Here is a 15,179-nt window from a genome sequence, read left to right as displayed (position 1 = left end):
CATAATCTCCAATTGTTTTTTCGGCACCCAGACGTCCGATAAAGTCTTTGCGGCTATCGGTTTCTTTATTGATGCTATTTCCTGCAAAAAGACCGGCCTCCAGCTTTAGAAAATAAAACTTGCTTTCCTTAACAGGTTGCAAAGTAAGCATCGCTCCCAAGTCTCTCTCGTCGGGAAAGAAATCCTGTATGATTGTAGCACGCTCCGGACTTTCAAGGTTACTCGTTGAATAAGGAATTTCGTATCCAAACGGACGGTTAAAAACTCCGACAGTCAAGCTGCTCCTTTTTGTCCAGGGATCTTTCACTCCGATATATAAATCCCGGTAACTTACTCCTTTGTCGTTCACCTCAATCTGAACAGCCCCGGTACCTAGCCCATCGTTGTATTCGAACTTGATACGACCACGTCTTATTCCTATGCGGTTAAAGCCTGCATCAGCATTTTCATTCTTGTCGCCAACTTTAAGAGAGGCATCTTCTTCACCATATTGATACTGTCCCTGTATATAAGCTGAAGCTTTGAATTTACTTAATCCCTTAACGAGCTTATCCAATGTTTCGCTCTGTTCTTCCAGAGCCGTAATTCTTTGTTCCTGGTCGTTTTCTGGTTCTTGGGCAAAACCCAACAGAGGACACAACGCCAATAGCATTGATACAAAAATTTTTCCTGATTTCATCCTAACTTTGTTGGTTACTGTGAATAAATAATTCTAATCACTTTTCCGAGGGCAAAGTAACAGCATATTCGTTTCACACTTATTGCGATGGTGTTACAAGAGTAAATAATATGTGTTACAAAAATGTTACACACCAATGCGCAAATCTAATTCATATAATTGTAAAACAAGTAATAAAATACGATTGTTCCGATTGATTAAGCATTCCAGAGCTCTTTTCGGTCGAATTATGAAAAAAGAGCGACTGCCTTTTAAGGGGAGCCGCTCTTCTATAGATTGCTTTATTTTATGCGTGAGTTTCAATCCATTTACGTGCATTTACAAATGCTTCGATCCATGGGGTAACCTGATCGTTTTCCTTACGATCGTTGGGGTAGTAACCGCACTGCCAAGGGAAAATGGCCCGTTCCGGATGAGGCATCATAGCAAGATGTCTTCCATCTTTGCTGCAAACACCGGCAACGGAATATGGTGATCCGTTCGGGTTGGCAGGATAGCCATCGTAATTGTATTTGGCAATCACGTTGTATTCCTTTTCTTCGTATGGGAACGAGAACTTTCCTTCTCCGTGTGCAATCCAGACACCCAGCTTGGTTCCGGATAAAGATCCCAACATGATCGAATTGTTTTTAGGAATTTCCAATCCTACGAAGCCCGATTCAAATTTGTGAGAATCATTATGAACCATCTTGTGTTTCACTTCGTGTTCGGGATAGAGCAATTCAAGCTCCGCCATCAACTGACATCCGTTACAAATACCAAGACTCATTGTATCTTTACGTGTATAGAAATTATCCAGTGCCTTTTTTGCTTTCTCGTTGTACAAGAAACCTCCGGCCCATCCTTTGGCAGATCCCAGTACGTCCGAATTAGAGAATCCGCCGCAGAAAACGATGAAGTTGCAATCTTCCAGTGTTTCCCTGCCGGAAGCCAGGTCGGTCATATGAACATCTTTCACATCAAAGCCAGCGAGATAAAGGGCGTAAGCCATTTCTCGTTCGCCGTTGGTTCCCTTTTCACGGATAATAGCCGCTTTAACACCCGATGGCGTCCGACGATCGGCCGAAATACCATACGAAGAGAGCTTGCCTGTAAAGTTCTTGTGGAACTTATACTGGATCGGCTGCATCTTATAGTTTTCAAAACGATTGCCTGCACAGGTCGATCCGCTCTGCTTAACATCTAATTTGTAAGAAGATTCATACCATACGTCACGCATATAGTCGATTCCGAAATGATATTGAACACCCTCTTTCGAAACCAGGATATGACGTTCGTCTGTTGGTTTAGCAATACGGGCAAAGCCTACGCCGTTTTCTTCCAACAGCTTTTCTACCTCTTTCTTATTTCTTACCTGAATCAGGATACCCGGATTTTCGGCAAACAGAATCTTAACAATATCTTCTTCGGCAATTGTATCCAGGTTGACTTCAAGTCCGCCTTCAACATTGGCAAAGCACATTTCCAGCAATGTGGTAATCATACCACCGGCCGAAATATCGTGACCCGCAAGTACAAGTCCCTTTTCGATCAATTCCTGAACCGAGTTGAATGCATCGCGGAAATATTCGGCATCCTTAACTGTTGGAACCTCGTTACCCAGTTTATTCAATGTCTGAGCGAAAGCAGAGCCTCCTAGTTTGAGAGAATCGAAGGAGAAGTCTATATAATATATGTATGTGTTTTTATCGTGTACCAGCACCGGTGATACGATCTTCTTAACATCACTAACTTCAGCTCCGGCAGAGATGATTACAGTTCCGGGTGATAAAACTTTTTCATCACCATATTTTTGTGTCATCGACAATGAGTCCTTACCTGTAGGAATATTGATTCCCAAACTGCAGGCGAAATCCGAAGCCGCTTCAACCGCAGCATACAAACGGGCATCTTCGCCTTCGTTGCGGCACGGCCACATCCAGTTGGCACTTAGGGATACACCCTCAAGCTTGTCGGTAAGAGGCGCGAACACGATGTTGGTCAGCGATTCGGCAATAGCCATTACAGATCCGGCAGCCGGATCAACCAGTGCAACCTGCGGCGCATGGCCGATTGATGTAGCTATACCCGCTTTGCCGCGATAGTCCAATGCTACAGCTCCCAGGTCGCTTAACGGTAACTGAATCTCTCCCTGACATTGCTGACGGGCAACCTTTCCTGTTACTGAGCGGTCCACCTTGTTTGTCAACCAATCTTTACATGCCACAGCTTCAAGCTGCAACACGTTTTCAAGCGATTGATGCAGCTCCGATTCTTTATAAACCACCGGTTCGAACGATTCTACAACCGTACTATCGGTCATCACCGTTTTGGGTGCTTTACCAAACATATATTCGAGCTTGATGTCGATGGGTTTAACACCATCGGCCTGTTCGAATACAAATTCCATATCATTAGTCGTTTCACCAACCACGTACATTGGGGCACGTTCACGATCGGCGATACGCTTCATCATTTCAATTTCTTTTTCAGGAACAAGAATTCCCATTCGCTCCTGACTCTCGTTTCCTACAATTTCCTTAGCAGAAAGAGTCGGATCACCGATTGGCAATTTGCTCATATCGATATGTCCTCCGGTAGCTTCAACCAATTCCGACAAGCAATTCAAGTGACCGCCGGCACCGTGGTCGTGAATAGATACGATGGGGTTGTTATCTGATTCTGAGATGGTGCGGATTACGTTTGCCGCACGTTTCTGCATCTCGGGATTTGCACGTTGAACCGCATTAAGCTCAATGCCGCTTGTAAACTGACCGGTATTAACCGACGATACGGCACCACCACCCATACCGATACGATAGTTGTCGCCACCCAGCAGAACCACCTTCTCGCCCGGAGCGGGATTTCCTTTCAGGGCATCACGCATATTTGCGTAACCAACACCCCCTGCAAGCATGATTACCTTGTCGTAACCATATTCTTTATTGTTTTCGGCATGTTCGAACGTAAGCACCGAGCCGCAAATAAGCGGTTGTCCGAATTTATTTCCAAAATCGGAAGCTCCGTTGGAAGCCTTAATCAATATCTGCTCCGGAGTCTGATATAACCAGGCGCGCGGATTCAGAATGTTTTCCCATGAGCGGGCACCCTCGGTACGAGGATACGAAGTCATATAAACCGCAGTTCCGGCAATAGGCAAACTTGCTTTACCACCACCCAGACGGTCGCGGATTTCACCTCCTGTACCAGTCGCCGCACCGTTAAAAGGCTCTACGGTGGTAGGGAAGTTATGTGTTTCCGCTTTCAGGGAGATTACGGTTTTAATATCTTTGATTGTAAAATAATCGGGCTTGTCGCCACTTGCCGGAGCAAATTGCTCAACAACCGGACCTTCATTAAACGCTACGTTATCTTTGTATGCAGAAACCAGTCTGTTGGGGTTTTCGGCAGATGTCTTTTTAATGAGGTTGAATAGAGAGCTTTCTTTTTCTTCTCCGTCAATAACAAAAACACCACCGAATATTTTATGACGGCAGTGTTCGGAGTTTACCTGCGCAAAGCCATATACTTCGCTGTCGGTAAGCTTACGGTTTAATTTCTGACAAACTTCGTTAAGGTAAACCACCTCATCCTCGCTAAGAGCCAATCCCTCTTGTTTATTGTATGTTTCAATATCTTCGATATACACAATCGGATCGGGCTGCTTGCTAATCTTAAAGATATCTTGTGTCAGTCCGTTGTAAATACGTTGCAACATCGGATCGTGTTCTGCATTTCCCGAAGCAACCGGGAAATATTCTTCAATACGGAGGATTCCTGAAATTCCCATATTCTGAGTGATTTCCACCGCGTTGGTACTCCAGGGAGTAATCATTTCGCGTCGGGGACCTACATACCAGCCTTCCAGGGTTTCGGACTGAAGAGGAGTAGCCTGGCTGAATAACCAGATAAGTTTCTGGACATCTTCGTTTGAGAAAGGAGCAGCTGTTTCTACAGCCAATACCGTTTGTGTTGAAGACTTGAAAAATAGAATCATATCGTCGATTTATTAGGATAATCAATTGACGGCCCAAGGGCCCTTGAACAAGGTGCAAAGATAGTGAAAAGCTTTCTTAATAACTGCTAATGTGCCATATTTTGTGTTTTAAACCGAGATAAGAAACTATCTTTGCACTCAGAAAACAATCGGAGGTACTCATTTTTAACATGCTTGGAATCGTAAGTAAAGGAATAATTATAGGAATTTTAGTCTCTGCCCCCATGGGGCCTGTTGGAATGCTATGCGTGCAAAGGACCTTAAACAAAGGTCGTTTACATGGGTTGGTAACCGGTTTGGGTGCTACTTTGTCGGATATTGTCTATGCGATACTTACCTGTCTTGGTATGGGTGTAGTGGTAACCTTTGTGGAAGCAAACCAGGCGCCACTTCAGTTGCTGGGCAGTATTGTGCTGGGGGTATTCGGATATTATATTTATCAAAGCAATCCGGTACGAAGTCTTCGCAAGCAGCAGGAGAAAAAACTTTCCTTTACACAAGATTTTATTACAGCCTTTTTCCTTACCTTTAGCAATGTACTTATAGTCCTCCTTTATATAGGCCTTTTCGCCCGGTTCGGATTTGTATTGCCCGAACATTCTGTCTGGACCTTAGCAATGGGTATAGGCGGGATAGGTATTGGAGCGATTAGCTGGTGGTTTTTTATTACGTATATAATATCGAAATTAAGAAAGTGGTTTAATATCCGGGGGATTGGTGTTATGAACAGGATTGTTGGTTTTATTATCGTTGCGCTTTCTATTTTGGGAGCAGTTTCTGTAATATGGCCCTCTTTCCTTAATCTGCCAATGCTTCATATCTATTAAAGTGAAATGAAACGATTAAAGGTTCCTTATTTGAAGACACTAGATGTCCTCGATTTAACATCCATCGGTTTTCTGATGGAAGAAAAAGCCCATCGCGAAAGTATTGACGTCATAAATTGGGATGCTTATCCCTATAAGCCCATTGTCGCTTTTGATGTGGCAAGAGGAGATAAAGATTTGTATATCCGTTACTTTGTAAAGGGTAATTCGCTGCGTGCTATCCATATGGCTGATAATTCACCTGTACATCAGGATAGCTGTGTTGAGTTCTTCATGCAGGTTCCGGGTGAGTCTACTTACATGAATTTCGAGTTCAACTGTATTGGCACCTGCGATGCGGCACGAAGACGTTCACGTCAGGATAAAACGTCTCTCACAGAAGAGGAGTATGCACGCATCAGAAGACAATCCTCCCTCAAGCACACCGCCTTTGATGAAATTCAAGGTGTGCAGTCGTGGGAACTGATTGTTGCCATCCCATTTTCGCTGATGGGGCTGGATCCGAATTTCCTGCCGGAGAAGATCATGGCCAACTTCTATAAATGTGCCGATAATACGGCTTATCCACATTTTGTAAGCTGGAATCCCATCGACCTTCCGGAACCCGACTTCCATTGTCCGCGGTTTTTCGGAGAGCTTTATTTTTAATCCGGATACGTAAAACGAATTTAATTACTGGCATTGCGGGAGCTCACCATCCTGCAATGCTATTTTTTTATCCACCTTGTAAAAGTTATTTATCTTTTTTATGGTGCTGCAGGCCGTATAGGCATCGTGGCAATAGATCAAAATCTGTTTTTGCTGTACAGCCTCCTCAAGCATACGTACTTTTTCGTGATAGGATATTACAGGATAGGTGTCGTAAGCCGAAATCCACTCTGCGGATACCGAAGCGGCCAGCGGGATCACATCTCCGGCAAATACTACGGTACCCGAAGGATGATTCATGTATACGGCAAGCTGACCGGGTGTATGGCCGTTGTACAGACGCAACGATACCTCCTGGCACAGATCGGTGTCTTCAGATACAAGGGAAAGCTTCCCCGATTCCTCAACAGGCAGCAGGTTTTCAGGGAAATAGGCATCTGCTTCCAAAGGGGTGGGGTGGATAAAGTTGTTCCATTGGGTCTCGCCAACCCAATAGGTGGCATTGGGGAAGGCCGGTCGTGCCGAATGAGAGGGTGAATCCTTTACCGTTGCATATCCGCAATGGTCGAAATGCAGATGCGAAAGTACCACGTCCGTCACCATGTCTGCCGTCACGCCTTTGCTTAGCAGAGCCTCTTCCAGATCAATCAACTCCGAGAATTTATAATAAGACAAAGCCTTTAGTTGTTTGTTGCCGGCGCCCGTATCGATCAATATCACCCTGCCGCATCCGGTTCTTACCAATACGCACCGCATGGTGAGACGACATTGATTTTCGTCGTTGCAGGGATAACGTCTTTTCCATGCCAACTTAGGGATGGCTCCGAACATAGCTCCTCCGTCTGCCAGGAAGTAACCGCTTTCAATTAGCTCAATTTTCATACAACTTCAGCTGATTTGAGATGATCCTTATATGCCCCCTCTTTAATCGAAGCGGCTTTGACCTGTAAATATAGGGAAGTTTAAAAGGATAGCGAAGCTTTTTATTAAAAAGCGACTCCATGGGTTGCCTTCTTCGCTATTTAATCGTACTTTTGCAGCAAAATCTGAGAAATGCGAAAAGTTCATTTAATCTCTGTTACAGAACCTATTGTTCTTGATTTGGCTCTTGCTATCAGAGAGAAGGGATACGAGGTTACTGCTTCAGGGAAAGACGTGTCCGAAGCCGATCGGCTTCGGTTGCGTAGTGCCGGCATTGTTTGTGCCGGTGACGGATGGTTTCCTTCAACTCTTACAAAAGATATCCATTTTGTCGTTTTGGGGGCAGGCGTAAAGCAAGACAACCCCGAATTACAAAAGGCAAAGGAACTTGGCCTTCTCATCCAATCTATCCCTGAATTTATTTATCAGCGAACGAGAGAGAAGACCCGGGTTGTAGTAGCAGGAAGCCGAGGTAAGAAATCGATCATCTCGATGATTATCTATGCCCTGAAAAGGCAGAAACTTGCGTTTGATTATGCATTAAGTAGTGAAATATCGTTGCTACCCAGCAGAATCGGGCTGAGTTATCAGGCTCGTATTGCCCTGATCGAAGGAGACGAACATGCTACATCTGCACTCGAGAAACGTTTTCAGCTGGAGTTTTACAGACCCCATATTGCAGTCCTTTCAAATATTCAGTGGAAAGCAACGCCCGATCATGCTACACCCGAAGCCTACCTGGATACCTATAAAAGGTTCACGTTATCCATCGAACGGGAAGGTAAACTAATCTTTTTTGGAGAAGATCAGGTTGTTTCGGAGCTTGCTCAGCATGTACGCGAAGATATCACAGCCATTGCTTACGAACGCCATGTGGCGGAAGAAACAGAGGGAACAATGCAACTTATTACCCGGTATGGGAATTACCCGGTACGTATCCCGGATCGTTTCTTTTTAGAAAATATGAGTGCGGCACGGCTTGTTTGTCGTCACCTCGGGGTGAAAGATTCCGATTTTTATCAAGCAATTTCAGAATATAGTTTATCATTATAGCCTATGATTGTAGCGAATCAGAAACGGAAAGAAAATATAGCTGAGTATCTGCTGTATATGTGGCAGGTTGAAGACCTGATCCGTGCCAACCATTTTGATCTGGATGCCATCCGTAAACAGGTGGTGGAACGGTATGATCAGCCGGCAGAGGTGAAAGAGGAGATTGCCCGCTGGTATGAAGAGCTGATCCAGATGATGCTTGCCGAAGGGGTAAAGGAAGAGGGACATATCCAATTAAATAAGAATGTGATCATAACGCTTACCGATCTTCATCTGCGGTTATTGAGATCGCCTAAAGAGATGATATACGGTGCAGCCTATTACAAGACATTGCCTTATATTGTGGAGCTGAGGAGTAAATCGGGGCAGACTAATATACCCGAACTGGAGACCTGCTTTTCGGCTATTTACGGTTACATCCTGCTGAAAATGCAGCAAAAGCCGGTAAGCGACCAGACGATGGAGGCCATTAAGCAGATCAGCAGTTTTCTGGGTATCTTATCCGAGAAGTATCGTATGGAGAAGGAGGGGAAATTAGAAATAGAGGAATAAGAAACATCCTTGTTAAAAACGAATCGTATGAAAAACATATTGGTTACAGGAGCCAACGGTCAGTTGGGCAACGAAGTGAGACTACTGGCTCAGCTCCATCCGCAATTTAACTTTTTCTTTACCGATGTAGATACCTTGGATATCTGCGATAAAGAATCTGTAAAGGCTTACATGGTATCCAACAAGATAGATTATGTATTAAATTGTGCAGCATATACCGCAGTGGATGCCGCAGAAGATAACAGTGCCTTGTGCGACCGGATCAACCGCGATGCCGTGGCAAATCTTGGCGAAGCAGCCGCCCGGGTGGGAGCGAAGGTAATTCATGTGTCGACCGACTATGTGTTTGACGGCACCTCCTGCAAGCCTTACCGCGAAAACGATCAGACTTGTCCGGTTTCTGCCTATGGCCGCTCGAAGCTGGCCGGAGAAGAGGCGCTTCTTGCCGTATGCAAAGACTCTGTGGTAATACGTACGGCATGGCTTTATTCACCATTCGGCAATAATTTCGTGAAAACGATGCTTCGTCTGGGTAAAGAAAAGGAGAAGCTCACGGTGGTGTTCGACCAGGTAGGTACGCCAACCTATGCCGCCGATCTGGCTGTAGCGATGCTTTCTGTGATTGAAAATGCAGAAATAGGTAGCTTCCGGGCCGGAGTATATCATTACTCCAACGAAGGCGTATGCAGCTGGTACGATTTTACGGTAAAGATACATCAGCTGGCCGGGATAACGGACTGCAAGGTGTTCCCTGTGGGCTCGGATTCGTATCCAACCAAGGCCCGCCGTCCACACTACAGTGTATTGGACAAGAGCAAGATCAAAGATGTCTATCAGCTGGAGATTCCCCATTGGGAAACCAGTCTGCGGAACTGTCTGGAAAGATTAGCCGCATCAAATTAAGTTTATACATTATATTATATAGAAATGAGTCAGTTTTCAGAAGAGATCAGAAAGAGAAGAACGTTTGCTATTATCAGTCACCCGGATGCCGGAAAGACAACCCTTACCGAAAAGCTTCTGCTGTTTGGGGGAGCCATTCACGTGGCCGGTGCGGTAAAATCAAACAAGATCAAGAAAACCGCTACATCCGACTGGATGGAGATTGAAAAGCAACGTGGAATCTCGGTTGCTACTTCCGTGATGGGATTCAATTACGACGACTATAAAATCAACATTCTCGATACTCCTGGTCACCAGGACTTTGCCGAAGATACATTCCGTACCCTTACGGCGGTGGATAGTGTTATCATAGTGGTCGACATCGCCAAAGGGGTGGAGGCTCAGACCCGAAAACTGATGGAGGTATGCCGTATGCGTAAAACACCGGTTATTGTTTTTGTAAACAAGCTGGACCGCGACGGAAAGGATCCCTTCGATTTGCTGGACGAGATCGAAGAGGAGCTTCAGATCAATGTACGTCCCCTGAGCTGGCCCATCGATATGGGACAGCGCTTTAAGGGTGTGTACAATATTTTTGAAGAAAAGCTGAACCTGTATACACCCAGTAAGCAGTTCGTTACAGAAAATATTGAATTTAAGGATATCAACAGCCCCGAACTGGAAAACCATATCGGAGCACCTCTGGCTGTTAAATTGCGTAGCGACATCGAACTGATTGAAGGGGTATATCCCGAGTTTGATGTAAACACTTACCTGGCCGGAGACGTCGCTCCGGTGTTCTTTGGTTCGGCACTCAATAACTTTGGGGTAAAAGAGTTGCTCGACTGCTTTGTCCGCATCGCTCCCTCCCCTCGTCCGGTTCAGGCAATCGAACGTAAAGTGGAGCCGGAAGAGGATACCTTTTCAGGATTCGTTTTCAAGATACATGCCAATATGGACCCGAACCACCGCAGCTGTATCGCCTTTGTGAAAGTATGTTCGGGCCGTTTCGAGCGAAATGCCAACTACAAACACATGCGTCACGGAAAGATGATGCGCTTCAGCAGTCCCACAGCATTCATGGCTCAGAAGAAAGAGATAATGGATGAGGCGTTTGCCGGAGATATCGTAGGTTTACCTGATACCGGAAACTTTAAGATAGGCGATAGCCTTACAGCCGGCGAAGACCTTCATTTCAAAGGGTTACCCAGCTTCTCACCCGAGATGTTCAAATACATCGAGAACGATGATCCGATGAAGACCAAGCAGTTGAATAAGGGAATCGACCAGCTTATGGACGAAGGTGTTGCCCAGCTGTTTGTAAATCAGTTCAACGGCCGCAAGATTATCGGAACCGTTGGCCAGCTTCAGTTTGAAGTTATTCAATACCGTCTGCTTCACGAATACGGAGCGCAGTGTCGTTGGGATCCGATCAGTCTTTACAAAGCCTGTTGGATTGAAAGCGACAATGCCCAGGTGCTTGAGAATTTCAAGAAAAGGAAGGCTCAATATATGGCTGTAGACCGCGAAGGCAGAGATGTATATCTGGCCGATTCGGGCTATGTGCTTATGATGGCGCAGAATGATTTTCCGCAAATTAAGTTCCATTTTACGTCCGAGTTCTGATCGAAATTGTTTGACGTGATTATATGATCAAAACAGGCAGCCTGAGTAGTTTTCTACCCTTGGTTGCCTGTTTAGCTTTTCGCCGGCAGGACTCCTCTTGTCCTGCCCGCATCATAAACGTTAAACACACATTTCTTTACCGTTCAGTCTTTCTTTTTAGACATGGAAATCTCAATAATGAAAGAAAGAATCAGTCCCAGACCTCCAAAGAACAAAACCGATGCCCCGTATACAATGCCCGAAACTTCGCGCATGTTCCAGTCGTTTCCGAATTGGTTGTAAGGTAAGGCGTTGATGTTGATCAGGAAGCCCACCAGCAGACCCAGTCCGATTCCCGCCAAAAGCAGTCCGGCCTTCAGACTTGAGAATGAATACTTCTTGGTATAGCTGGGCAGACCCAGTTTACCTTCAAAAGCCGAAGCATCCAGCTTGTCGCCAATCTTTTCGATAATCGCCATACGTTCGTTACGTCTTACAAAGAGTTCGAACAAGCCGTATATTCCGGCGCAGATAATTGCCATTACTGTTGGCACCATAATAAAGTCTAACATAGTTGTACTGTTTTAATTGATTTGTTTTAATCCTTTGCCTTATTTGACGCACCTGCTTCCCGAAGGTTACAACCGGACACCTCAATACTAAAAACTTTTTTTATTTTTACAATTTTTCTGTATCCGTGTAACCAAACGATGTAACTTGCGTCCATAGATTATAGATGGAACTATATACAGATACATATTACATCCAACGTGTCCTTTCCGGAGATACATCCTGCTTTGCCTGTTTGCTGGATAAATACAGTAACCAGGTGCATGCTCTTATCTATAGGGTGGTGCATAACAGGGAAGATGCGGAGGAGCTTACGCAGGATGTATTTGTTAAAGTATTCCAATCGTTGAAGTCGTTCAAGGGGGATTGCAGCTTTTCGACCTGGATCTACCGTATTGCTTACAATACGGCGGTATCTTATACAAGGAAGACAAAATATGAGTACCTTGCCATTGAAGAGGAGCAGCTTTCCAATGTGTCGGAAGACGAGGTGAATGAATCCCTGGGACTGATCCGTAACAACGAGCAGATCGAACGGCTTGAAAAGGCTCTCGGCAAAATACCTGCCGACGAGCGTGCACTCATACTTTTGTTCTATATGCAGGAGAAAAGTATGGACGAAATTTCGGTTATCAGCGGTCTTACATTGTCTAATGTTAAAACACGCATGCACCGGGTCCGTAAAAAATTATTTGTGTTATTAAAAGAAATGGAGGATTAACGTATGAACACTACTTCCGATAAAACCGAACTGTTAAACAACCTTTTCAAACAACTCGACAAAGGTTCTTTATCGCCCTCGTTTCGTTCCGATCTGATGGGGCGGGTATTTGCTGAGGCAGCCAAAAAACGGAAAAGAGCGGAGCGGCTGGGATTGATAGCCGTTTGTGCCGCCTCGTTTGTGCTGGTTGTTTTGGCAGTGTTGGGTATGTTGTATACCAAAATTGTATTTCCAAGCATCGCCATGCCGGATCAGCCTGTTACCATCTTCTATCTTTTCATTGCCGCTTTGGTTGCATTGTTGTTGTTTGCCGACTATAAACTACGTGTTTTATTTAGGCGCAAACATCAAAAAAGTGAATCGGAATAGCTTGTTAATCAGAAAAAAAGGATTAAATTTGCACCCAGTTTTTGAGATATGACAATATAATGTCCAATTTACTAATTAACAAACAGTAGTAACAATTAAAGAATGGAAAATTTGAAGAACATTGTTCCGGTCGACAATTTCGATTGGGATGTATTCGAACAAGGCGAAACTTACGGTAATGTAAGTAAAGATGATCTTGTAAAAACTTATGACGAATCTTTGAGCACCGTAAAGGACAAAGAGGTTGTTATGGGTACTGTAACCTCGTTAAACAAACGTGAAGTTGTGGTTAACATTGGTTTCAAATCAGACGGTGTTGTGTCTATGGCAGAATTCCGTTACAATCCTGAACTTAAGGTAGGCGACGAAGTAGAAGTTTACATCGAAAGTCAGGAAGACAAAAAAGGACAATTAATCCTTTCTCACAAGAAGGCCCGCGCTACCCGTTCATGGGATCGTGTAAACGAAGCGCTTGAGAAAGACGAAATCATCAAGGGCTTTATCAAATGTCGTACAAAGGGTGGTATGATCGTAGACGTATTCGGTATCGAAGCATTCTTACCGGGTTCTCAGATCGACGTGAAGCCAATCCGCGACTACGATGTATTTGTTGGTAAGACTATGGAATTTAAGATTGTTAAAATCAATCAGGAATTCAAGAACGTGGTTGTTTCACACAAGGCTCTTATCGAAGCTGAACTTGAACAACAGAAGAAAGACATTATCTCTAAGCTTGAAAAAGGACAGGTACTTGAAGGTACTGTTAAAAACATCACTTCATACGGTGTATTCATCGACTTGGGTGGCGTTGACGGCTTGATCCACATCACCGACCTTTCTTGGGGTCGTGTATCTCATCCGGAAGAAATCGTTACATTGGACGAAAAGATCAACGTTGTTATCCTTGACTTCGATGACGAAAAGAAACGTATCGCTCTTGGCTTGAAGCAACTTACTCCGCATCCATGGGATGCTTTGGATGCAAACCTGAAGGTTGGCGACAAAGTAAAGGGTAAAGTAGTTGTTATGGCTGATTACGGTGCATTTATCGAAATCGCTCCAGGTGTAGAAGGTTTGATCCACGTATCTGAAATGTCTTGGACACAGCACCTGCGCAGTGCTCAGGATTTCATGAAGGTAGGCGACGAAATCGAAGCTGTAATCCTTACTTTGGATCGCGACGAGCGTAAGATGTCTCTTGGTATCAAACAATTGAAGTCTGATCCATGGGAAAACATCGAAACACGTTTCGCTGTAGGTTCTAAGCATGCTGCTAAGGTTCGTAACTTCACTAACTTCGGTGTATTCGTAGAAATCGAAGAAGGTGTAGACGGTTTGATCCACATCTCTGACCTTTCTTGGACAAAGAAAATCAAACACCCAAGCGAATTCACACAGATTGGTGCCGAAATCGAAGTTCAGGTTCTTGAAATCGACAAGGAAAACCGTCGTTTGAGCTTAGGTCACAAGCAATTGGAAGAAAATCCATGGGATGTATTTGAAACAATCTTCACAGTTGGTTCAGTACACGAAGGAACAATCATCGAAGTATTGGATAAGGGTGCTGTAGTATCTTTGCCTTACGGAGTTGAAGGTTTTGCTACTCCAAAACACCTTGTAAAGGAAGATGGCTCACAAGCTGTTGCCGAAGAAAAGATGGAATTCAAAGTAATCGAATTCAACAAGGAAGCAAAACGTATCATCCTTTCTCACAGCCGTATTTTCGAAGATGAGCAAAAGGGTGCTAAGAAGGAAGCTGCTGCAGGCGAAAAGAAACCAGCTGCTGCTAAGCGTAACAAGAAAGAAGACGAAGGAAATCAGGTTGTAACAGGTTCTGTAGAAAAAACTACACTGGGCGACATTGAAGAACTTGCTGCTTTGAAAGAAAAACTTTCTGGAAAGTAATCTTCTGATTTAAATATAGAAGAGGAGGTCTCCGTTGGAGATCTCCTCTTTTTTGTCTGTAACCGATTTATTGCCAAACGATCTGTCATCTATCATAAATTAGTCCGAATCCCTTTACTGGTGCGGCTTTTGCCAATGACAGATGGGTGGTGACAGATGCCGTGGATCTGTCATCTGTCACCATTCCTCTCCACGGATTGTATGTGTCTGCCTCCTGCTTGTTATAGTTCCCCGTTTATAGAGTAGGTGTTTCCTCTCTGTATTTAACCCGCAAACTAATCTATCTTAAGCATTTTCTTCGTTAGGATCTATTCGTTGGACCCAGGTCAACTAATCGTTGGACCAGTAAGTATTCGGTGTAGTACGTGTGCTAAAATAGTATTATTCTATTTATAGCTTTAGCAAGATAATTTTTTAGATTACTTTTTCCAGTTATGAGGTAATAGTTCCTTGTAATTTTTGGGATCACAG

General features: G+C 44.3%; 12 protein-coding genes and 1 pseudogene. 9 read left to right on the top strand and 4 right to left on the bottom strand.

What is annotated here, in order from left to right:
* Positions 1–679 (bottom strand): annotated as a pseudogene (locus AB7E53_RS09790) (hypothetical protein); the annotation flags it as partial.
* Positions 680–965: 286 nt separating this feature from the next.
* Complete coding sequence (purL, locus tag AB7E53_RS09785) at positions 966–4,655, bottom strand: phosphoribosylformylglycinamidine synthase (protein WP_446775403.1); 3,690 nt, start codon at positions 4,653–4,655, stop codon at positions 966–968.
* A gap of 170 nt (positions 4,656–4,825) precedes the next feature.
* Here purL and AB7E53_RS09780 point away from each other — a divergent pair, with 170 nt between their 5' ends.
* Together AB7E53_RS09780 and AB7E53_RS09775 are read left to right on the top strand one after the other, a co-directional pair.
* Positions 4,826–5,482, top strand: coding sequence for a LysE family translocator (locus tag AB7E53_RS09780; RefSeq protein WP_446775401.1), 657 nt, complete (start codon positions 4,826–4,828; stop codon positions 5,480–5,482).
* Positions 5,483–5,488: 6 nt separating this feature from the next.
* Positions 5,489–6,130, top strand: coding sequence for a carbohydrate-binding family 9-like protein (locus AB7E53_RS09775; RefSeq protein ID WP_179399781.1), 642 nt, complete (start codon positions 5,489–5,491; stop codon positions 6,128–6,130).
* A 24-nt stretch (positions 6,131–6,154) separates the two neighbouring features.
* On the opposite strand, the gene AB7E53_RS09770 is transcribed toward AB7E53_RS09775, so the two are convergent.
* A complete protein-coding gene (locus AB7E53_RS09770; RefSeq protein ID WP_446771976.1) occupies positions 6,155–7,012 on the bottom strand; it encodes an MBL fold metallo-hydrolase in 858 nt (285 codons plus the stop codon).
* 171 nt (positions 7,013–7,183) lie between these two features.
* On the opposite strand from AB7E53_RS09770, the gene AB7E53_RS09765 reads away from it, so the two are divergent.
* Genes AB7E53_RS09765 through AB7E53_RS09750 form a run of 4 tightly spaced genes read left to right on the top strand, consistent with a single transcriptional unit; the run spans position 7,184 to position 11,164 of the window.
* The gene (locus AB7E53_RS09765) at positions 7,184–8,104 is read left to right on the top strand and encodes a Mur ligase family protein (protein ID WP_179399779.1); all 921 of its coding nucleotides are present in this window, start codon (positions 7,184–7,186) and stop codon (positions 8,102–8,104) included.
* A gap of 3 nt (positions 8,105–8,107) precedes the next feature.
* On the top strand, positions 8,108–8,656 hold the full coding sequence (locus tag AB7E53_RS09760; RefSeq protein WP_446775399.1) for a DUF4924 family protein: 549 nt from the start codon (positions 8,108–8,110) through the stop codon (positions 8,654–8,656).
* A gap of 27 nt (positions 8,657–8,683) precedes the next feature.
* Positions 8,684–9,559 (top strand): dTDP-4-dehydrorhamnose reductase, encoded by an 876-nt coding sequence (gene rfbD, locus AB7E53_RS09755; protein ID WP_446775397.1) that lies wholly within the window; start codon positions 8,684–8,686, stop codon positions 9,557–9,559.
* Positions 9,560–9,583: 24 nt separating this feature from the next.
* On the top strand, positions 9,584–11,164 hold the full coding sequence (locus AB7E53_RS09750) for a peptide chain release factor 3 (protein ID WP_446775396.1): 1,581 nt from the start codon (positions 9,584–9,586) through the stop codon (positions 11,162–11,164).
* 143 nt (positions 11,165–11,307) lie between these two features.
* On the opposite strand, the gene AB7E53_RS09745 is transcribed toward AB7E53_RS09750, so the two are convergent.
* The gene (locus AB7E53_RS09745; RefSeq protein ID WP_079684178.1) at positions 11,308–11,715 is read right to left on the bottom strand and encodes a DUF6249 domain-containing protein; all 408 of its coding nucleotides are present in this window, start codon (positions 11,713–11,715) and stop codon (positions 11,308–11,310) included.
* Between the two features lie 164 nt (positions 11,716–11,879).
* On the opposite strand from AB7E53_RS09745, the gene AB7E53_RS09740 reads away from it, so the two are divergent.
* The 3 genes from AB7E53_RS09740 to rpsA all read left to right on the top strand — a co-directional run bounded on the left by AB7E53_RS09740 (position 11,880) and on the right by rpsA (position 14,708).
* Entirely contained in the window at positions 11,880–12,434 is a 555-nt protein-coding gene (locus tag AB7E53_RS09740; protein ID WP_068184545.1) for an RNA polymerase sigma factor, read from the top strand.
* 3 nt (positions 12,435–12,437) lie between these two features.
* Positions 12,438–12,803, top strand: a complete 366-nt coding sequence (locus AB7E53_RS09735; RefSeq protein WP_446775394.1) for a hypothetical protein — start codon at positions 12,438–12,440, stop codon at positions 12,801–12,803.
* Positions 12,804–12,905: 102 nt separating this feature from the next.
* A complete protein-coding gene (gene rpsA, locus AB7E53_RS09730) occupies positions 12,906–14,708 on the top strand; it encodes a 30S ribosomal protein S1 (protein WP_179399775.1) in 1,803 nt (600 codons plus the stop codon).
* The last annotated feature ends 471 nt before the right edge of the window (positions 14,709–15,179 follow it).

Origin of the sequence: Macellibacteroides sp. (genome assembly GCF_050251695.1) — a bacterium.
Taxonomy (GTDB): Bacteria; Bacteroidota; Bacteroidia; order Bacteroidales; family Tannerellaceae; genus Macellibacteroides; species Macellibacteroides fermentans.
This window is presented reverse-complemented; position numbering and strand designations above follow the sequence as displayed.